At 43.6% G+C, this 17,885-nt stretch carries 22 protein-coding genes; 15 read left to right on the top strand and 7 right to left on the bottom strand.

Annotation, left to right across the window (positions count from 1 at the left end):
• Nucleotides 1-39 precede the first annotated feature (39 nt).
• Entirely contained in the window at nucleotides 40-951 is a 912-nt protein-coding gene (locus H5073_RS11850; RefSeq protein WP_182679786.1) for a DMT family transporter, read from the top strand.
• A 183-nt stretch (nucleotides 952-1,134) separates the two neighbouring features.
• On the top strand, nucleotides 1,135-1,440 hold the full coding sequence (locus H5073_RS11855; protein WP_182679787.1) for a hypothetical protein: 306 nt from the start codon (nucleotides 1,135-1,137) through the stop codon (nucleotides 1,438-1,440).
• Nucleotides 1,441-1,524: 84 nt separating this feature from the next.
• Here H5073_RS11855 and H5073_RS11860 read toward each other — a convergent pair whose 3' ends face one another.
• From H5073_RS11860 to H5073_RS11870, 3 genes are all read right to left on the bottom strand, one after another.
• The gene (locus H5073_RS11860) at nucleotides 1,525-2,340 is read right to left on the bottom strand and encodes a DNA-binding domain-containing protein (RefSeq protein ID WP_182679788.1); all 816 of its coding nucleotides are present in this window, start codon (nucleotides 2,338-2,340) and stop codon (nucleotides 1,525-1,527) included.
• Complete coding sequence (locus H5073_RS11865) at nucleotides 2,333-3,229, bottom strand: DUF692 domain-containing protein (RefSeq protein ID WP_182679789.1); 897 nt, start codon at nucleotides 3,227-3,229, stop codon at nucleotides 2,333-2,335. The genes H5073_RS11860 and H5073_RS11865 overlap by 8 nt, the downstream gene beginning before the upstream one ends.
• 104 nt (nucleotides 3,230-3,333) lie before the next feature.
• Complete coding sequence (locus H5073_RS11870) at nucleotides 3,334-3,792, bottom strand: hypothetical protein (RefSeq protein ID WP_182679790.1); 459 nt, start codon at nucleotides 3,790-3,792, stop codon at nucleotides 3,334-3,336.
• Nucleotides 3,793-4,215: 423 nt separating this feature from the next.
• Here H5073_RS11870 and H5073_RS11875 point away from each other — a divergent pair, with 423 nt between their 5' ends.
• Genes H5073_RS11875 through H5073_RS11885 form a run of 3 tightly spaced genes read left to right on the top strand, consistent with a single transcriptional unit; the run spans nucleotide 4,216 to nucleotide 5,812 of the window.
• Nucleotides 4,216-4,614, top strand: coding sequence for a curli production assembly/transport protein CsgE (locus tag H5073_RS11875; protein WP_259394886.1), 399 nt, complete (start codon nucleotides 4,216-4,218; stop codon nucleotides 4,612-4,614).
• A gap of 10 nt (nucleotides 4,615-4,624) precedes the next feature.
• Nucleotides 4,625-5,011, top strand: a complete 387-nt coding sequence (locus tag H5073_RS11880; protein ID WP_182679792.1) for a curli assembly protein CsgF — start codon at nucleotides 4,625-4,627, stop codon at nucleotides 5,009-5,011.
• Nucleotides 5,012-5,014: 3 nt separating this feature from the next.
• A complete protein-coding gene (locus H5073_RS11885; RefSeq protein WP_182679793.1) occupies nucleotides 5,015-5,812 on the top strand; it encodes a CsgG/HfaB family protein in 798 nt (265 codons plus the stop codon).
• Between the two features lie 32 nt (nucleotides 5,813-5,844).
• On the opposite strand, the gene H5073_RS11890 is transcribed toward H5073_RS11885, so the two are convergent.
• Complete coding sequence (locus tag H5073_RS11890; RefSeq protein ID WP_182679794.1) at nucleotides 5,845-6,669, bottom strand: GGDEF domain-containing protein; 825 nt, start codon at nucleotides 6,667-6,669, stop codon at nucleotides 5,845-5,847.
• A gap of 163 nt (nucleotides 6,670-6,832) precedes the next feature.
• On the opposite strand from H5073_RS11890, the gene H5073_RS11895 reads away from it, so the two are divergent.
• A complete protein-coding gene (locus H5073_RS11895) occupies nucleotides 6,833-7,855 on the top strand; it encodes an alpha/beta hydrolase (RefSeq protein WP_259394887.1) in 1,023 nt (340 codons plus the stop codon).
• 87 nt (nucleotides 7,856-7,942) lie between these two features.
• Here H5073_RS11895 and H5073_RS11900 read toward each other — a convergent pair whose 3' ends face one another.
• A complete protein-coding gene (locus H5073_RS11900) occupies nucleotides 7,943-8,578 on the bottom strand; it encodes a TetR/AcrR family transcriptional regulator (RefSeq protein ID WP_259394888.1) in 636 nt (211 codons plus the stop codon).
• A 96-nt stretch (nucleotides 8,579-8,674) separates the two neighbouring features.
• Complete coding sequence (locus tag H5073_RS11905; RefSeq protein WP_182679795.1) at nucleotides 8,675-10,093, bottom strand: coniferyl aldehyde dehydrogenase; 1,419 nt, start codon at nucleotides 10,091-10,093, stop codon at nucleotides 8,675-8,677.
• Nucleotides 10,094-10,355: 262 nt separating this feature from the next.
• Between H5073_RS11905 and H5073_RS11910 the strand changes: the two genes are divergently transcribed.
• Nucleotides 10,356-10,787 (top strand): universal stress protein, encoded by a 432-nt coding sequence (locus H5073_RS11910; protein WP_182679796.1) that lies wholly within the window; start codon nucleotides 10,356-10,358, stop codon nucleotides 10,785-10,787.
• 97 nt (nucleotides 10,788-10,884) lie between these two features.
• On the opposite strand, the gene H5073_RS11915 is transcribed toward H5073_RS11910, so the two are convergent.
• A complete protein-coding gene (locus H5073_RS11915) occupies nucleotides 10,885-11,454 on the bottom strand; it encodes a DUF924 family protein (protein WP_182679797.1) in 570 nt (189 codons plus the stop codon).
• 106 nt (nucleotides 11,455-11,560) lie between these two features.
• On the opposite strand from H5073_RS11915, the gene H5073_RS11920 reads away from it, so the two are divergent.
• The 8 genes from H5073_RS11920 to H5073_RS11955 all read left to right on the top strand — a co-directional run bounded on the left by H5073_RS11920 (nucleotide 11,561) and on the right by H5073_RS11955 (nucleotide 17,882).
• Nucleotides 11,561-11,869 (top strand): winged helix-turn-helix domain-containing protein, encoded by a 309-nt coding sequence (locus H5073_RS11920; protein WP_310734250.1) that lies wholly within the window; start codon nucleotides 11,561-11,563, stop codon nucleotides 11,867-11,869.
• Nucleotides 11,862-12,584, top strand: a complete 723-nt coding sequence (locus H5073_RS11925; protein ID WP_182679798.1) for an alpha-ketoglutarate-dependent dioxygenase AlkB — start codon at nucleotides 11,862-11,864, stop codon at nucleotides 12,582-12,584. Before H5073_RS11920 ends, H5073_RS11925 begins: the two co-directional genes overlap by 8 nt.
• 130 nt (nucleotides 12,585-12,714) lie before the next feature.
• Nucleotides 12,715-13,014: a BolA family transcriptional regulator gene (locus tag H5073_RS11930; RefSeq protein WP_182679799.1), complete on the top strand. Its 300-nt coding sequence runs from the start codon at nucleotides 12,715-12,717 to the stop codon at nucleotides 13,012-13,014.
• 176 nt (nucleotides 13,015-13,190) lie between these two features.
• Nucleotides 13,191-13,706 (top strand): S-ribosylhomocysteine lyase, encoded by a 516-nt coding sequence (gene luxS / locus H5073_RS11935; protein ID WP_182679824.1) that lies wholly within the window; start codon nucleotides 13,191-13,193, stop codon nucleotides 13,704-13,706.
• 220 nt (nucleotides 13,707-13,926) lie between these two features.
• Nucleotides 13,927-15,261, top strand: a complete 1,335-nt coding sequence (locus tag H5073_RS11940; protein ID WP_182679825.1) for a Na(+)-translocating NADH-quinone reductase subunit A — start codon at nucleotides 13,927-13,929, stop codon at nucleotides 15,259-15,261.
• Nucleotides 15,261-16,460, top strand: a complete 1,200-nt coding sequence (locus H5073_RS11945; protein WP_182679800.1) for an NADH:ubiquinone reductase (Na(+)-transporting) subunit B — start codon at nucleotides 15,261-15,263, stop codon at nucleotides 16,458-16,460. Before H5073_RS11940 ends, H5073_RS11945 begins: the two co-directional genes overlap by 1 nt.
• The gene (locus H5073_RS11950) at nucleotides 16,453-17,250 is read left to right on the top strand and encodes a Na(+)-translocating NADH-quinone reductase subunit C (RefSeq protein ID WP_182679801.1); all 798 of its coding nucleotides are present in this window, start codon (nucleotides 16,453-16,455) and stop codon (nucleotides 17,248-17,250) included. Before H5073_RS11945 ends, H5073_RS11950 begins: the two co-directional genes overlap by 8 nt.
• The gene (locus H5073_RS11955) at nucleotides 17,250-17,882 is read left to right on the top strand and encodes an NADH:ubiquinone reductase (Na(+)-transporting) subunit D (RefSeq protein WP_182679802.1); all 633 of its coding nucleotides are present in this window, start codon (nucleotides 17,250-17,252) and stop codon (nucleotides 17,880-17,882) included. Before H5073_RS11950 ends, H5073_RS11955 begins: the two co-directional genes overlap by 1 nt.
• Nucleotides 17,883-17,885: the final 3 nt, after the last annotated feature.

Here is a 17,885-nt window from a genome sequence, read left to right on the forward strand (position 1 = left end):
TGCATCCAACTAAAGGCCATTATCTAGGGTAAAGCCAACATGTGGAAAAATAGCTTCAGCACTCATTCATTTGGCATTTTGTCTATATTGTTTGCCGCAGCCCTATGGGGAACCACTGGCGCGATAGCAAGCTTAGCACCCGATATTAGCTCACTCGCAATTGGTGCATTTTCGATAGGAGTGGGTGGCATATTACAGGCATGTTTATCACTTAAACAGCTCCGAAGTGACTTTGGGAAGATCTTATTGCATAAAAAGAAGTTATTTATTGGTGTGATAGCATTAACTATCTACCCATTAGCTTTTTATTCGTCAATGAAATTTGCTGGTGTGGCAATCGGCACTGTTATCTCTATCTCTACAGCGCCATTCTTTTGTGTCTTATTAGAGCGTCTATTCGGCAAAGAGCAAAAAATCACCAAGCAGTGGTTAAGTCGTTTTTTCATTGGAGTCGCAGGTATTATTTTATTGGTGACGTCAGAATCTGCCACTGTGGATCATGCAGTTCAAGATATGAAGTCGTTTGGTGTCTTATTGGGTATAGCCGCAGGTTTGACTTATGCAACTTATTCATGGGTTGCTAAAGCTATGATTGATAGTGGCATTCAGTCGCAAGCCGCGATGGGGAGTCTCTTTGGTTTTGGTGCCATGTTGTTGCTACCAACGCTTTTTATTAATGGAGATAACCTGTTTTCTTCATCGACTAATGTAATAGTTATTGTCTATATGGCATTGATCCCAATGGGGTTAGGTTATATCGCTTATGGCTTTGGCTTGAGATTTGTGACTGCAAGCAGTGCTAATGTACTTACGTTATTTGAGCCGGTTGTTGCTACTGTTCTGGCTATTGTTATTGTGGGTGAGCACATTGCTTTAATTGGCTGGGGTGGAATTGTGTTAATTCTTACCTGCTTGTTGCTTCAATCATGTAACAGCTCAACTTCATATTAAAATGAAGAGCCTCGTTTTCACTTTACATAAGCCTTAAAAATGAAGCACTATTCATTTTTGTTTCTTTTTATTGGTATTAATTCGTCAGAATTTGTTGTGCAGATTTTATGCTAACTGCGTAGTACTAGTACACAATCTCTATACCAAGGTTAGTTTAAAAAAATTTTCAAAGGGAGTTTGATTATGCGAAAAGAGTTTAAGTTTACGGTTAAAGAGCATGAAATTAAGGTCACCAATTCATGGTTCCACGGGATGAAGCTTTATGTCGGTGGAGAGCTGCGAGATTTTGATAAAAGCCTTACCGCAAATGGAAAAATTGCACTTCTATCTGCAAAGCTTGGTGAGTTTGGTGTTTTAGAAATTTATCCTTCATCGTTATTCACTATTGAAGTAGATGCTTATTTAATAAAAGGTAGCGAAAATATGCATGTATTTAGTTCAAATAAACGTCTTAGCTTAAAAGAGCAAAGGCTAGCAAAAGACATCTGATATTACAGACTCGAATTCAGATAATCCGCGCAATTGCGTCTTAATTGCAAATGCTAAATAATCCTGAGAACAGGTGTCTTTAGTCTAACTCACTTCCACACTGCGTATGATCCCCATGCTGAACCAAGCTTGCAGGGCTTGTAATACTTTCATGGGGGCGAGCTGTTCATCGTGAAATTCGAGCATGAGTTCGCATTGGCTGGCAAAGTTTTCCCCTCGAATAAAGCCTTGTAGTAACAGTAATTGCTCCTCAGTTAAGGAAATAAACTCGGTTAAACGGCCAGTTCCACGCCATAGCAGCCAGGCTCGTCTGGATTGATATTCCGGTGTGGGTGGCGTCTTGGCTTGTTTTAATGCCTGCCAAGATTCAACGGCATTACTGTTGCAGATAAAAATTTGCACACTGGGGTGAAACCGCAGGCGGCAACTTGGCCAGTGCTCTGGGGCTATGCCTTGCAGCTCAGCAAAGCTTGATCTTTGACTGTCTGCTGCATCGAAGGCATTCAGTAAACGGCGCTCGAAACGAGCGAGATCAGCCAAAATAGGATACTGGCCAAAAAATGCATCTTGCTGTAAAAAATCAGGCAAAGCATCACAAAATTCCCGCAAGGAGCGAAATCGAGATGGGTGAGCTTGAGTGTATTCGAGGGCGAGTTTATCGAAGAGTTCATCGCCAAGGTAAAGCCCAAGCATTTGATGATCGGTTTCCATGGTTTCTTTTAAGCGCATTCGATACGCATTCGCATAAATCTGCATTCGCACGTCGGCGCTAATGCCGTGTTGATTGACTATGCGAGCCTGAAAAGCCGTTACTGCGGGCTCTGAGGCGGTAGGACTGTTGGGATCTGCGCTTAGCAGGTAGTCCATAAATTGCTGTTGCAGTTTGGCAAGTTCACTCATGACATCTGACTCGCTGATGGCTAGCTAAGCGTGAGCGCTGTAATTGAGGATTATTTGGCAACGTCAGGTTCGCCATCTCTTGTGCTTGACGTAACTCTTGATAGAGAGCTGGAAAATCAGGAATATTAGCATCTCTTTCTATCATAGTGCTCACCGGACCAAAGCGTTTTAAGGCTGCTTGATATAAGGCCCAAACACTGGTGGGAATATCATGATCGTGAGTGTCTATCACATAATCACCATAATCACTGTGGCCGGCTAAATGAAACTGTTGTACTCGCCGTGGATTGATGCTTTCAAGGTAGACTAATGGATCAAAGTGATGATTACGGGCGCTAACATAAATGTTATTGATATCTAACAAGATTAAGCTGTCTGCCTCGTCACAAACGCGGCTTAAAAACTCCCATTCATTCATGGTGGAGTCCTTGTAGGATAAATAACTCGAGACGTTTTCCAGCAAGATCCGCTGGCCTAAAAAATCTTGTACTTGGGCGACGCGCTCTGCCACGTGTTTAACGGTTTCTTCGGTGTAAGGCAGTGGCAATAAGTCATGGCTATTAATGCCGTGAATTGACGTCCAGCAAATATGATCTGAGATCCATTTAGGCTGAATATCATTGCTGAGTTTTTTAAGGGCTTTTAAGTAATCCATATCTAAAGGATCGGTACTGCCGATGGACATAGACACGCCATGCATCACAACGGGATACTGTTCGCTAATAGCTTCAAGGTAATACCTAGGTTTACCCCCTGCTACCATATAGTTTTCACTGAGCACTTCAAACCAGTCAACATCAGGTTGCTGTTGCAGAATATGCTCAAAATGATCGGTTCTTAGGCCTAATCCAAATCCGAGAAAGGGGGCTGTAATGGCATTGTCAGCCATGAATACTCCTTTATAAATATTAGCACCAGTTCTAATGAAAATGGCCTAACTAGCTGAAAGACCTTGCCTGCGCAGGGCATGTTGCGCAGTCAAGGACAAGTGGCTTATGCGCCGACTTTACCGCCAATGTCACCACAAGCTTTTGCTGGTGCAGCGACAAAACCTGTGCCTTTACAGCTTGCTTGCCCACCACAGGCATTGTCTGCGGTTTTGCAATCATTGTGACCTTTACAGACGTTAACGCCATAGCAATGAACTAAATCTGCTTGCGCTATGCTGCCAACCCAATCGTCTTTCGTTTCGCCGCCCACATCAGCACAACTTTTTGATGGCATAGCAACAAAACCTGTGCCTTTACAGCTCGCTTGCCCACCACAGGCATTGTCTGCAGTTTTACAATCATTGTGGCCTTTACAGACATTAACCCCATAACAATGCACTAAATCAGCATTACCTGCAGCGGGGGCAGTGCCAGTTTCACCGGCAGTGGCGTAACCGGACATACTTGCCATTGCCATCGCTAATGCTGCGCCAGTTAGGGTACCTTGTGCTTTCTTATTCATGGTGACTTCCTTAACGTTTAGTTTATGAGAATACAACTGGGTTAAGCCTAGCTGGCTATTGAGCAATAAGAGCATTATTTCTAATTGATACTACCCAGCTTGCTTTTAGCGTGTTGTTAGTTTCATTTTATTGCACTAAGCAACTAAGCAACTAAGCAACTAAGCAACTATGTGACCTGAGAGCTGAGGGAAATATTTCAAAACTAATTGTTAAGATTACTCATTTATAGGGTAGACGAAAGGACTAGTCTGCGACTTTTGTCTTAGCCAAAGGGGCTAATTTTGCCGTTAAATGCCTTTCTTGAGTAACGCTACAAGTAAGATGCTGTTACCCTGATGTTGCATTTTTTTGATGGGTAATATTAATCGATTATCGTGTCAGTACTATTAATCAGTGGGCGGGTTAATCCAATGAAAACACAGATGATAATCAGTGTTCTTCTTGCTGTGTTGTGTTTTACGCCTAGTACTTTGGCTGGGCAAGCCGCAGAAGATGAAATTGAGATCAGTGGTTTAGTGATAGACAGAACCTTAACTCGTTTTGGTAAGGATTTTAGTTTCTATTATTCAAGCTATTGGCGAGATTTGCCTTTTACTCAAGGCTTTAATGTCACCCTTAATGAAACGGTATTTCCCCAAGCGGGGACCTTACTGACCTTGGAGATCAATGGCACCAAAATTTATTCTACCCACTTTGGCAGGCGAGCTTCGCCGGTAAAAGAAAAAGCCGAGCAGGCGGTATTGATAAGTATTGACTATATCGCCCAAGTGAAAGCTCAGGCTTTAACCGGCGAGTTTTCGAGTGATTACGACGGATTTTAGGATAATAATAATGAATTACAGGACGTTATTAACTGGCGCAATATTTCTGTGTGCCTGCTCTACTCAGGCTACTGAGCTAATTTACACCCCAGTGAACCCAAGTTTTGGCGGCTCGCCCTTAAATGGTTCTTTTTTGCTCAATAAAGCTCAGGCTCAAAACGATAATAGCAGAAGTAATGACAAAGACTTTGTCACTCGTTTTAAAGAGTCATTGGAGCGTAACATTATTGGTACTATTACTCGTGGCGTTGCAGACGGGGAAATTACCGATGGCACCTATGATACTGGTGATTTTAGGGTTGTGGTTTCACCGACGAGTAATGGAGTCATGCTGACCATTACTAACATATTAACGGGTGAAGTGACTGTCATCGAAATGCCGACTTATGGAGGATAAACGATGAAATTATTAATCACAGTATTAGCCTTAAGCTTGAGTTTATCTGCTTGCAGTTTGATCCCTAAACCTGATCTGAATTTGAGTGACGCTGAGGTTAATCCCCTGAGTGAAACCATGCGCGCCTTACAAGCAAAGCCTGGACCTAAATATGCTATTCCTGTGGCCGTTTACTCGTTTCGTGACCAAACAGGACAGTATAAACCACAAGCTAACGTGAGTTCATTCTCCACCGCGGTGACTCAAGGCGCCACCTCAATGCTAGTGCAGACCTTACTTGACTCAAAATGGTTTACTCCCGTTGAACGTGAAGGCTTGCAAAACTTACTTACAGAGCGAAAAATTAGTGCTAAGCAAGGCAGTAAAGATGATATGCCAGGGCTTTCTGATGCCAGATTACTGTTAGAAGGTGGCATTATTAGCTATGAAACTAATACCAGCACAGGCGGTGCAGGCGTTGAGTATTACGGCATTGGTGCGTCTGAAATGTACCGTGAAGACCAAATTACCATTTACCTGCGCGCCGTTGATGTACATACGGGCAAGGTGATGATGTCAGTGTCTACCACTAAGCGGGTATTATCTCAGGAAATGCGCGCGGGTTTATTTAGGTATACCAGTCTGAATCGTCTCGCTGAAGCTGAAGTCGGTTTTACCACTAATGAGCCTGTGCAGTTTTGTGTGCTACAAGCCATTGAACTTGCGGTATCTGAAATGGTAGATAAAGGCATAACGCAAGGCTTTTGGAGGCCCGCTAATTCAAGTAGTGCTAATGATGGCGAATCACTGAGTGACAGCTAACTTAATATGATTGTTATCGCAATAAAAACGCCTCAATTTGAGGTGTTTTTATTTGCCGTTGAAAAATTCGCCTCATATAGGCAGTAGGGTTTTTTATTACGTTTGGCCTGATACATAGCAATGTCAGCATGGTTGAGTAATTGTTTCCTATGGCTGCCATGGTGTGGATATTCAGCAATGCCTATGCTCACACCAATATGAATGATGTGCTGTTGATAATTTATTGGTTGACTAATGAGTCCATGCAGCTGTTCCACAAATACTTGCCCATGACTGGCAAAGCTACCGAATAATAATATCCCCAGTTCATCACCCCCAAGTCGTGCGGCGACAGCGTGTTCGGGTAAGCAGCTGCGAATGCGTTCAGCGACAGATTTTAATACTTTGTCACCACAGTTATGGCCATGGGTATCGTTAATTTTTTTAAAATCATTTAAGTCGAGTATTAAGCAGCAAAATATCTGATTGTCTTGGCTTATTTGTGACAGTTTTTTATAAAATACGATCCGATTGGGCAAGCGAGTCAAGGGATCGTGATGTGCCTGATGTAAATGTCGATTAGCTTGACTGACCAGCACGTGAATGGTTTTTTCGCTCATGCGAGTAATAATATAAACAAAACCGCCTCCGCCACAAAAGACTAATGCCACCACCATCTCTAATTGGGTCACTGGATGGTCGCTTAACATATAGAGGTAACCGAAATAACCTGTGATAAAAGCGAAAATTAGCCCAAGTAAAATACGCCAGCCTTGCTGTTGTTCTGTGGGAAGCTGGCTAATTGAAAATGCGGGTTTAAGAGATAGCAGTAAAAGTATAAGACCTGTAATAATAAGAGCTTGAGCTAGGCTATTCATTTATTCTCCCTAGCTGAGGTTGATTAACCTTCGCAAGTCACTGAAGCGTCCAAAAACTATAGAAGACACATCGAAAGACAGCAAGTGAAGACGGTGAACTCAAGTTGATTGGATAGCGACGCTTTGAAAGACATTGAAACGATAAAAGGAGTTGATTTTAAATATGATGTTGTTAATTACGGCTAAGTTATCTAACTATTTTAAGGTATTTACATCACCTAGAAACCGCAGGGTTCATTTAAGTATTGCAGTAGCGTTTGCTTGCTCATTTGAGCTTGTTGCGGCGCAGACGGTCGCTCCTCTTGAGGCAGAAACGACAACAAGACCCAAAACTGAAGTGAATACCGAACTGAAAATGTCAGATCAAGTCCATAGCGCGTTCGAGATCCCAAGAAGCACTGTGATTGATGTAAAAGATCCCATTAGCGGCAGAACTTACCCGCTATTTATCAAGTTACCAAAATCTTATCGCAGCCAGCCTAATAAGCGCTACCCAGTGATTTATTTAACTGACTCTTGGTACAGCTTTCAAATTGTCTCAGGGGCAACGCGCTTTCCGATGAATTTTAACCAAATGGATGAAGCTATTATTGTTGCCATTTCTTATTCCAAAGAAAGTCGAGGTAGCTCGAGCCGCAATCGTGATTACACCCCAACGGTCAATCCTGCATGGAAAGATATAACCGGAGGCGCTGCAGCCCACAGGGACTTTATTGAAACGACAGTGTTTGCTTATGTTGAAGGTCATTATCGCGCAGAGGCTGACAGTCGTATTTTTATTGGCAACTCTTTCGGCGGCCTTTTTGGTAGTTACATCCTGATGACCAAACCAGAGATGTTTGACAGCTATATACTTGGCAGCCCTTCTTACTGGTGGGATGGGGGTTATATTTTTGAATTAGAAAAACAGTTCAAACAAAGCATAAAGCCTGTCTCAGCTAAGGTCTTTATCGGTATTGGCGAATTAGAAAAGAAAGTCAACGGGGCAGGGGAAGACATGGTTAAGGAGGCACAAGCTTTTTACGATTTGATGCAACAATGGCCTTTAAGTCCTCAAACTAAATTATTGATTATCCCAGAGGCGGATCATCAAATGGCGTTTCCTACCACGGCAATCCATGGATTACAGTGGATATTGGGTAAGTGTCCACCAAAGGGAAATTGCCTGCAGGGAAATCATAAGTAACCTCAACTCTTAAGTGACTTAATTCTTGGGGCGGGGTAAGGGCTTATCGCTTAATTGAACTGTAATCGAAGTATGCCTTAATTGAACTTATGCCTTAATCGAGCGCCAAAACAACTCAAAGCTTGCTGCTCTGTAGTCTGAGTCTTGGCCAAGTTGTGGGTGGTCGGTAAAGAAGCTAATGCTGGCTAAGTATTGTCCATTGCAATTTTCCAGCATCAGTGCGATTGGAAATGGCGCTATTTCACCATTGTGCTGTCCTTGGGTCAGTAAATTTGAAATAAAGCCCAGTATTGAGTGCATGGCGTGTTCGCGCACTGCGAGAGAAAGTTCTGGAGACATAGAATAGATCAAGAAAAAGCGCTGCTTGATGGGATTTGCAATGGCCCAATCTATGGCCCGGCTCCACAATGTATGGGCCGCGGCTTTAAGGCTTTGTGGCTGCTTATTGCCAGCGCCTTGTTCAATTTGTTGTAGTGCTAATAAAATGTCCTCTGCAAACTCTTGTTTAATAGATAAAAAAAGCTCATTCATTAATACTTCTTTGGAAGCGAAATGATGAAACAAGGTGCCCGTTGCTACCCCTGCTTGGCGAGCTATCTGCGCGGTTGAGCTGCCATGAAAACCTTGGCTTACAAACAACTCCAAAGCGGTCGCTAAAATCGCTTGGCGTTTACTGGGATGGCGTTGGGGAGCGCTGTTATTATCCAAAGTGCTGCTGCTCAAGTTGGCGTCCTTTTCATATTGAATGCCGCATTTTATCAACAAGATGAGCCGCAAGGCTCATCTATTGGCAAGTCATGCTTATTTAACGCAGCTAGCTTATCTAAGGAAAAACTTCAGCAGTAAGGCTTGGAGTTTGTTGCCATAGGGAGGGTGTACTAACCTACTGGTGCTAAAACGGCCACTTTTCAGCACAGTTTTAGCGTGACTGAAGGTTAAAAAGCCTTCTTTGCCATGGTAGTGACCCATGCCTGAGGGGCCAATACCACCAAAAGGGGCATCGTCGGCTGCTACGTGCAATACGGTTTCATTGATAGATACGCCGCCAGAATGAGTTTGCGCCAGAATATGCTGCTGCACTTTGCTGTCTAGGCTCATGATGTACAGCGCAAGCGGTCTATCGTGGGCTTTGATGTAATTGATGGCTTCATCAAGAGTGCCGTAGGGAATAATTGGTAATAAAGGACCAAAGATTTCTGTTTGCATTACCGCCATGTCAGGGGTGACATTTGTTATCAACTGAGTGGCTAATTTACTGATAGAGCTAGACGGCGCAGCTGGGGTTATTGTTGCACCTTTGGCTTTGGCATCTTCAAGCACTGCTTGCAGGCGTTGTTGCTGCCTTGCATTAATGATGTTGCCATAGTCTTGATTATGTTCAAAATCTGGGTACATTTTTTGAAAATGATTGCTGTAGGCCTGAATAAAAGACTCAAGCTTAGCTTTTGGGCAGAGTACATAATCGGGCGCGACGCAGATCTGTCCAGCGTTAAGGCACTTACCGTAGATCATTCGCTCAACCGCAAGTTCAATGGGCATATCATCGGCAATAATGGTCGGGGATTTTCCGCCTAGCTCTAGGGTCACTGGAGTCAAGTTTTCGGCAGCCGCTCGCATCACATGGCGGCCGACTTGGGTTGAGCCGGTAAAGAGTAAATGATTAAAAGGTAGCGATGAGAATGCCGCTGCAACGTCTGCTTCTCCTTCAACGATAGCCACTTCAGTTGTGGCAAAAATCTCTGCTAATAATTGGCGAATTACCTGATTGGTCTCAGGAGTGAATTCAGACATTTTCAACATGGCATTATTGCCCGCTGCCAGCGCAGTAACTAACGGCCCCATGGAAAGCATAATGGGGAAGTTCCACGGCACTATAATGCCAATAACCCCAAGTGGCTGATATTGCACTGAGACACTGGCTGGGGATAACAATAATCCCGCATGACGGCGGCTGGGACGCATCCAAGACTTAAGTTGTTTAAGGCTGTAATTTATGTGGTTAATACAAGGTAATATGTCTGAAATTAAGCTGTCATGGTGAGATCTATGGCCGTAATCGCGCTTTAATGCTTCGATAAGCTGAGTTTGATGTTTGACGATTTGTTGTTTTAGTTTAGTGAGCTTAGCCACTCTTAATTCATAGTTGGGAGAGGGCGCAGCATTGAACTGGGTTAACTGCTCGTTAAAGGTAGCTTGCATGGTATTTATGCTCGCTGCTGAGTCTATGGCCACATTCATCTGCGATTCCTTTTGATTAATTATCAATATAACCCAAACCGACTAATCAGTCGGTTTGGGTTATATTTGTACAAATAATGGTTTAAAGCAAGCTAAATTGTAGCGGGGTCACGTTTTCGGTAGCTACAGCCTTCTACACTTAATCAATAGGAAAGAATGTAAACACACTGAGTCTGAACTCTAAATGTAAAGCACAGCATTTTGAATGCTGAACTTATAACATAGGGTTTGGATAACGATTTGCAATCAAATGGAGGTGAGTATGCGTAAAGGTATGATTTTATGGCCAACAGATTTCTCTGAAACGGCGTCCCATGCCCTGAGCTATGCCATTGAAATGGCTAATTTGTATCAAGTAGGGGTCAAAATTTTGCATGTTGTACCACAGCCTGTGGGGGATGAGAACTACATGATTTTGTCTATCACCCCTGAGGATTTAGCAAAAAATATGGAGCTTGCAGCAGCAAACAGAATGCAGCAATTACTTAAGGAGTTAAATACAGAGTTAAAGGTCGAAACTCAAATTCGCCGTGGTGATGCTGCCACGGAGATTATTGCCGAAGCTAATGCCGGTGAAGTGGGCATGGTGGTGATTGCTAGTCACGGTAGAACTGGTTTTAGTCATTTTCTTCATGAGAATGTTGCTGAGGCGGTGGCGAACTTGGCCACATGTCCAGTGTTGGTGGTCAAGTAGGGCTGATGGGCAAATAAGACTGGGTGAAAACAGAGCTGGTTTCAAACCGCTGTTGGCAAGTGCGGCTTTAATCCAGAGTAAGTGCCTGCTAACAAGTTTAAAAGCTTGAGCCCGGTTGCTGTAAAAACGCAGTTTCAGCAGCACTTGATGGGCGATTAAGAATGGCATTCCTATGGGGGTAGCGGCCAAACTGCTGGATAATGGCTTGATGCCTAAGCTCAAAGTCATAATTATTGCTGGCATATTGTTTGAATAACGGCACTGCTTGCTGGTGGATAACAACTGACTCACTGTGCATATAAGGCATCAGCAAAAATGGTGTTTGCACAGCCGTTAAGCGTGTTAAACAACCGGATAAAACCGCTTCTTGGGCCAAGATTAAGGCTTGGCCATCTGCAGAGAAAGCCATAGGGGTATCGCGATAAATATTACGGGTAAATTGATCTAATACAATAATTTCCGCTAAGCGACCTGTATCTGTGGTGCGCCATTGCCACAATTCTCCAGCCATAGCCTGATGCACTACCCCTTGATAGCGCTGACGCAGCATGGCATCAAACTGTAAATCTTTTTGCCACCATTGTTTGGGGCTTATTTCTTCAAACCAAAATTGCAGTATATCTTCAGGCCGTGGCAAGGATTGGGCTTGAGCACTTGAGTTTTGCATGTTTGGCTCCGTTTGATAATGGGGTTCATTGTTGCTCTGGATTGGTATAGATTAACCTTAATTTAGCTTAAGACTACCCCAGTTTGGCAATAATAGGATGAATTGAGTGATCACTAAATCTCAGAGAGCATTTTACCGAAAATTGTATTTGGCCCATTTGATCAGTGAGGATAAACACAACCTGCTGAGTTTGCAGGCACTAACTCAGATGCCAAGACGCACTCTGCAAGACACCATGGCGGCGATGGCCGATATAGGTATCGAGGTTGAATTTGTGCAGACTAAAGAGCGGCATAATGCCGGCTATTATCATTTATCTGATTGGGGGCCTATATGCAAAACGTGGCTGGCGATGCATTGGCTTGAAATTCAGCAGTCCCTCACCACTGAAGTGCCTTCAAGCGACAATGAATAAGCTTAAATTACCCCAATTGAACTCAAGCAAGGTGATGCACCATGCGTCATCACAGCAGACAAGCTTCAGCTTTGTCGATGAAGGTATGGATACGCCTAGATCTGGCAATAGTAAAGGTGCTGAAAATCCCACCCAGAAGTCCCCGCCAGTGACTTGGCTTACGGGATTTTTAAGCTTTGAAGAGCAGCAGGCATTGATGGCTGATGCCAAGGGCTATCCTTTTGAACGTCCTGAAATCGAAGTTTATGGCAAGTTGCATCGCATTCCACGTCAGCAAGTGTGGTTTGCCGATGAAGATTGCAGTTATCGCTATGCCTCACTATTTGTCAGTCCCAATCCTTGGCCTAGATTATTAGCCAATTTAAGGCAAAGATTACAAGTCGAGTTAGGGCTTTGGTTCAATGGTGTATTAGTGAATTTGTATGCTAATGGCCAAGAGACTGTGGGTTGGCACAGTGATGATGAAGCTGAAATTCGCAAGCCTTCAAGCATAGCTTCTATTAGTATCGGTGCGACGCGGGATTTTCAAATTCGCCATAAACGCAGCCAAGAGACTTTTACCTTGCCTTTGGCTTCGGGGGACTTACTCATTATGCAGCCAGGCATGCAGCAAACTTGGCAACATGCAGTGCCTAGGCGAGCTAATGTTATGCAGCCAAGAATTAATCTGACATTTAGAGAGCTTATTCCCCAAGCGAGCAAAGCAAGTAAATAAAACAGTGCTTTTAACTTTGGTTGATATTAATGATTTGCGCACAAGGTAGCATTCAAAGTGACAAGGTTTGATTTTTTAGCTCTTAATAAGTACTCTTCGTGGTTCATATGCCCTTTCAAACGAGTTTGCCATGAGCACTGAGCAAGTTATAACTGAGAAGTTGAGTCAGTTTTTTAATCCTGAGCACTTAGATGTACTCAATGAGAGTCATCGCCATCATGTGCCACCTAACTCAGAAACCCATTTTAAAGTCGTTATTGTCAGCGACACATTTGCTGATAAACGGCCATTGACTCGCCATAGGGAAGTTAATCAAGTGTTAGCCTTTGAGCTTGAAAATGGCGTGCATGCCTTATCCATTAATACTTATACCCAAGCTGAGTGGCAAGCGCTCGATGCCGTGCCGCGCACCCCAAATTGCAAAGGCTAGCGCCTTAAGTATCAACCCATTAAGCCCACATTTATGTGGGCTTTTTTGTCGCTATAAGTTTTATTTTCAATACCTTGTTGAAATCTATTCATCTACTAAGCTTTATGATGATTTCCAGTCGCTTGATGGTTAATCTACTGCTTATGTTGTTTCTTAAATGCTTACTGGAGTACATGATGCCACTATTGGACAGTTTTACCGTTGACCACACTCGAATGCAGGCTCCGGCCGTGCGCGTTGCAAAACAGATGAAAACACCTAGTGGCGATGCGATTACCGTGTTTGATTTACGTTTTTGCGTGCCCAATAAAGCCATATTGTCAGAAAGGGGAATTCACACTTTAGAGCATTTATTTGCCGGTTTTATGCGTAATCATTTAAATGGAGAGACGGTTGAAATCATTGATATCTCACCTATGGGGTGCCGCACAGGTTTTTACATGAGTTTAATTGGCACGCCAAAAGAGCAAGAAGTCGCTAATGCCTGGCAGCTGGCGATGGAGGATGTACTGCAAGTGACTAAGCAAGAAGACATTCCTGAACTTAATGAATTCCAGTGCGGTACTTTTGAAATGCATTCGTTAGCCCAGGCTCAGGCCATAGCTCAAGATATCATTGCAGCGGGAATCGGGGTAAATCAGAATAATGAGCTCACTCTGGATGAAGCATTATTATCCAAAGGCCAAAACTGACTTCATTGTTAAAAAACAATTACCTTTGCGATTTAAACGCCTATAATTTTCATGGCGATAGCAAGGCAATTGGGGTAAAATGCGCGCGACCAGCGTGATTGCGATCGCAAATGAGTAAATAAATCTGCGCTAGCTCAATACCGAAGTGTTTGTAAACATTTTGTTTTTTTGGGTAGGAACGCGGCGCATTGTCTTTCCTTCAAACGTAGTGCTTGTGGATATGATTACAATTAAGAAAGGATTGGAACTGCCTATAACAGGCGGACCAGAGCAAGTTATCCATAATGGCCCAGCCATTAACCATGTAGCTACATTGGGTGAAGAGTATATTGGCTTACGTCCAACGATGAAAATCAAAGTGGGCGATAAAGTACAAAAGGGCCAGGTTCTTTTTGAAGATAAAAAGAATTTAGGCGTTAAATATACGGCTTTAGCCAGTGGTACTATTTTAGAAATTAATCGAGGCGCAAAACGCGTACTTCAGTCAGTTGTAATTGCCGTTGAAGGTGACGATAGTGTCGCGTTTTCTAAGCATGATGCTGGCTCGTTGGCCACGTTAGATGCACAGTTAATCCGTAATAATCTGATAGATTCAGGTTTGTGGACTGCTTTGCGTACCCGCCCATTCAGTAGAGTCCCTGCTGTCGATGCGACAGCAGCCGGTATTTTCGTTACTGCAATCGACACTCAACCATTGGCGGCTGATCCTGCAGTGGTAATTGCCGAGCATAAAGACGATTTTGCCAATGGCCTAACCTTACTCGCTAGACTCACAGAGGGTAAAGTTTTCCTCTGTAAAGCACCGGGTGCAGATATTCCTGCAGCTAATGCACAAGTCGAAGAGTTCGCGGGTATCCACCCAGCAGGTTTAGTGGGCACGCACATCCATAACCTTTTTCCTGCTTCTGCTAAACGCAGTGTTTGGCATATCGGTTATCAAGATGTGATCGCCTTTGGTCAGCTATTCACTCAAGGTGTGTTAAATACTGAGCGTGTATTTGCTATCGGTGGACCGAAAGCTAAACAGCCACGTCTTATACGTAGTCGTTTAGGTGCAAGCCTTGTTGAGCTGATGAGTGATGAAACAGAAGCTGGCGACGTGCGTGTTATTTCAGGTTCAGTGCTAAATGGTCGTACTGCAACAGGCGTTCATGCCTATATGGGACGCTACCATCAGCAGATCACTGTGCTAGAAGAAGGGCGTGAGCAAGAGTTCTTCGGCTGGGCTATGCCTGGAGCTGAAAAATTCTCTATTACTCGTTCATTCCTAAGCCATTTAAGTCCTTCTCGTTTATTTAATATGACGACAAGCACGGGTGGTTCAGAACGTGCCATGGTACCTATTGGCAACTATGAACGTGTGATGCCATTAGACGTGCTACCGACATTATTATTGAGAGATTTACTTTCAGGTGATTTTGACAGCGCAGTAACACTTGGCGCATTAGAACTCGATGAAGAAGATTTGGCGTTATGTACTTTCGTGTGTCCTGGTAAGTATGACTACGGTTCATATTTACGCGACTGTCTAGATACGATCGTGAGGGAAGGCTAATGGGCTTGAAAGATTTTTTCAAACGTATTGAACCCCAATTTGAAAAGGGTGGGAAATACGAGAAGTGGTATGCGCTTTTTGAAGCCGTTTACACGGGTTTTTATACCCCAGGTAAGGTGAATAAAGGCACTACCCATGTACGTGATAATTTAGACTTAAAACGTATGATGATTACCGTTTGGGCTTGCGCCTTACCTGCCATGTTTTTTGGTATGTATAACGTAGGTTTTCAAGCACAAGAAGCATTAGCCGCAGGCTTTGCTGTGCCAGATGTGTGGCAAACTAGCCTATTTGGCATGTTTGGTACTGAACTGACTGCAACCTCAGGTATTCCAGCCTTACTTTGGTACGGCATGTGTTTCTTTCTGCCTATTTATGCCGTGACATTTGCTGTCGGTGGTATTTGGGAAGTGCTATTTGCGGCTGTTCGAGGCCATGAAGTTAACGAAGGTTTCTTCGTGACTTCAATCCTGTTTGCATTAACCTTACCTGCAACTATCCCATTGTGGATGGTGGCATTAGGTATCACCTTTGGTGTGGTTATCGCGAAGGAAGTCTTCGGTGGTACAGGGCGTAACTTCTTAAACCCAGCATTAGCAGGCCGTGCTTTCTTGTTCTTCGCTTACCCGCTAAACATGTCTGGCGACACCTCTTGGGTGGTTGCAGACGGTTTCTCTGGTGCGACGCACTTAAGCCAAGCAGCCCAAGGCACCTTAGATTATTCGCTTAATCAAGACTGGTGGAATGCTTTCCTAGGTTTCATTCCTGGTTCTGTGGGTGAAGTATCGACCTTAGCGATTTTGCTCGGTGGCTTAGTGATTATCTACACCCGTATCGCGTCATGGCGCATCGTGGGTGGGGTATTACTGGGTATGATGGCGGTTGCTTTCCTATTGAATACGATTGGAAGTGATACTAACCCTATGTTTGCTATGCCGTGGTACTGGCACTTAGTCTTAGGTGGTTTTGCTTTTGGTATGATGTTTATGGCGACAGACCCAGTGTCAGCGTCATTCACTAATAAAGCAAAATGGGGCTATGGTTTCCTAATTGGTGCAATGGCGGTGTTTATCCGTGTGATTAACCCTGCATTCCCAGAAGGCATGATGCTGGCAATTTTGTTTGCTAACTTATTTGCGCCACTGTTCGACCATTTTGTGGTCCAGGCAAATATCAAGCGGAGGATCGCTCGTGGCTAGTAATAAAGATTCGTTCGGAAGAACGCTATTTATCGTTGTTGGCTTATGCTTAATCTGCTCTATTTTTGTATCGACAGCAGCGGTAGTGCTAAAGCCAACCCAACAAGAAAACAAATTGCTTGATAAGCAAAAATACATTCTTGAAGCAGCAGGTTTAATCAACACTAAGCAAGAAAAAGTGTCTAAGGCTCAAATTCAAGAGACTTATACGCGTCTAGTGACGGCAAAAGTGGTTGAACTTGCTAGTGGTGACTATGTGGAAGGTATTGATGGTAATACCTTTGATATGGAAAAAGCCACTCGCGACCCAAGCCGTTCATTCAAACCTGAGAACGACATTGCCTCGGTTAAACGTGTTGCTAACCGTGCGGTTATCTACTTAGTTAATGATGACGCTGGCAACCTTAAAACAGTCATTATGCCTGTTAAAGGTTATGGTCTTTGGTCAACTATGTTTGCTTTCTTGGCGGTATCACCTGATATGAACACAGTGCAAAGCTTAGTTTACTATGACTTTACTGGTTCTGGTGAAACACCTGGCCTTGGCGGCGAAGTGCAAAATCCTAAGTGGATTGCTAAGTGGACTGATAAGAAACTTTATGATGAGCAAGGTAACTTGGCCATCAAGGTGACTAAGAATCCAGCTATCGCCAATTCGGTACACGGTGTAGATGCGCTATCAGGTGCGACATTAACCAGTAATGGTGTTCAGCACTCGTTGGATTTCTGGTTAGGCAAAGAAGGCTTTGCACGCTTTATTGAGAAGGCACGTAACGGAGGGCTAAGTTAATGGCCGATGTTAAAGAACTGAAACAGGTTCTCACTGGACCTATCATCAATAACAACCCCATTGCTTTGCAAATTTTGGGTGTGTGTAGTGCGCTTGCTGTTACCAGTAAAATGGAAACAGCCTTGGTAATGACACTGGCGTTAACAGTAGTAACAGCGTTTTCAAACCTGTTTATTTCGTTAATCCGTAATCATATTCCAAGCAGCGTGCGTATTATCGTGCAAATGACGATTATTGCGTCTTTGGTTATCGTGGTTGATCAAGTCCTTCAAGCTTATGCCTATGAAATTGCTAAGCAATTATCGGTATTTGTCGGACTTATCATTACTAACTGTATCGTAATGGGTCGTGCTGAAGCGTATGCGATGAAAACACCGCCTATGATGAGCTTTATGGATGGTATCGGTAATGGTTTAGGCTATGGCGCAATTTTGCTAGGCGTTGGCTTCTTCCGTGAACTATTCGGTAACGGTTCATTATTCGGTATCGAAATCCTCAGCAAAATCTCTGATGGTGGTTGGTATCAGCCAAACGGTCTGTTGCTACTTCCTCCAAGTGCGTTCTTCTTGATCGGTGGTTTGATCTGGGTGATCCGTACCTATAAACCAGAGCAAGTAGAAGCAAAAGGGTAAGCG

This window comes from Shewanella sp. SR44-3 (assembly GCF_014163735.1).
Lineage (GTDB): Bacteria > Pseudomonadota > Gammaproteobacteria > Enterobacterales > Shewanellaceae > Shewanella.

What these genes read in the sequence shown, in the direction of transcription:
- H5073_RS11945 (WP_182679800.1), top strand. Translation starts at nt 15,261, where the DNA reads ATGGGCTTGAAAGATTTTTTCAAACGTATTGAACCCCAATTTGAAAAG.
- H5073_RS11875 (WP_259394886.1), top strand. Translation starts at nt 4,216, where the DNA reads ATGATAATCAGTGTTCTTCTTGCTGTGTTGTGTTTTACGCCTAGTACT.
- H5073_RS11890 (WP_182679794.1), bottom strand. Translation starts at nt 6,669, where the DNA reads ATGAATAGCCTAGCTCAAGCTCTTATTATTACAGGTCTTATACTTTTA.
- H5073_RS11940 (WP_182679825.1), top strand. Translation starts at nt 13,927, where the DNA reads ATGATTACAATTAAGAAAGGATTGGAACTGCCTATAACAGGCGGACCA.
- H5073_RS11870 (WP_182679790.1), bottom strand. Translation starts at nt 3,792, where the DNA reads ATGAATAAGAAAGCACAAGGTACCCTAACTGGCGCAGCATTAGCGATG.
- H5073_RS11860 (WP_182679788.1), bottom strand. Translation starts at nt 2,340, where the DNA reads ATGAGTGAACTTGCCAAACTGCAACAGCAATTTATGGACTACCTGCTA.
- H5073_RS11855 (WP_182679787.1), top strand. Translation starts at nt 1,135, where the DNA reads ATGCGAAAAGAGTTTAAGTTTACGGTTAAAGAGCATGAAATTAAGGTC.
- H5073_RS11885 (WP_182679793.1), top strand. Translation starts at nt 5,015, where the DNA reads ATGAAATTATTAATCACAGTATTAGCCTTAAGCTTGAGTTTATCTGCT.
- H5073_RS11930 (WP_182679799.1), top strand. Translation starts at nt 12,715, where the DNA reads ATGAGCACTGAGCAAGTTATAACTGAGAAGTTGAGTCAGTTTTTTAAT.
- H5073_RS11905 (WP_182679795.1), bottom strand. Translation starts at nt 10,093, where the DNA reads ATGAATGTGGCCATAGACTCAGCAGCGAGCATAAATACCATGCAAGCT.
- H5073_RS11880 (WP_182679792.1), top strand. Translation starts at nt 4,625, where the DNA reads ATGAATTACAGGACGTTATTAACTGGCGCAATATTTCTGTGTGCCTGC.
- H5073_RS11850 (WP_182679786.1), top strand. Translation starts at nt 40, where the DNA reads ATGTGGAAAAATAGCTTCAGCACTCATTCATTTGGCATTTTGTCTATA.
- H5073_RS11955 (WP_182679802.1), top strand. Translation starts at nt 17,250, where the DNA reads ATGGCCGATGTTAAAGAACTGAAACAGGTTCTCACTGGACCTATCATC.
- H5073_RS11910 (WP_182679796.1), top strand. Translation starts at nt 10,356, where the DNA reads ATGCGTAAAGGTATGATTTTATGGCCAACAGATTTCTCTGAAACGGCG.
- luxS (WP_182679824.1), top strand. Translation starts at nt 13,191, where the DNA reads ATGCCACTATTGGACAGTTTTACCGTTGACCACACTCGAATGCAGGCT.
- H5073_RS11925 (WP_182679798.1), top strand. Translation starts at nt 11,862, where the DNA reads ATGAATAAGCTTAAATTACCCCAATTGAACTCAAGCAAGGTGATGCAC.
- H5073_RS11865 (WP_182679789.1), bottom strand. Translation starts at nt 3,229, where the DNA reads ATGGCTGACAATGCCATTACAGCCCCCTTTCTCGGATTTGGATTAGGC.
- H5073_RS11915 (WP_182679797.1), bottom strand. Translation starts at nt 11,454, where the DNA reads ATGCAAAACTCAAGTGCTCAAGCCCAATCCTTGCCACGGCCTGAAGAT.
- H5073_RS11895 (WP_259394887.1), top strand. Translation starts at nt 6,833, where the DNA reads ATGATGTTGTTAATTACGGCTAAGTTATCTAACTATTTTAAGGTATTT.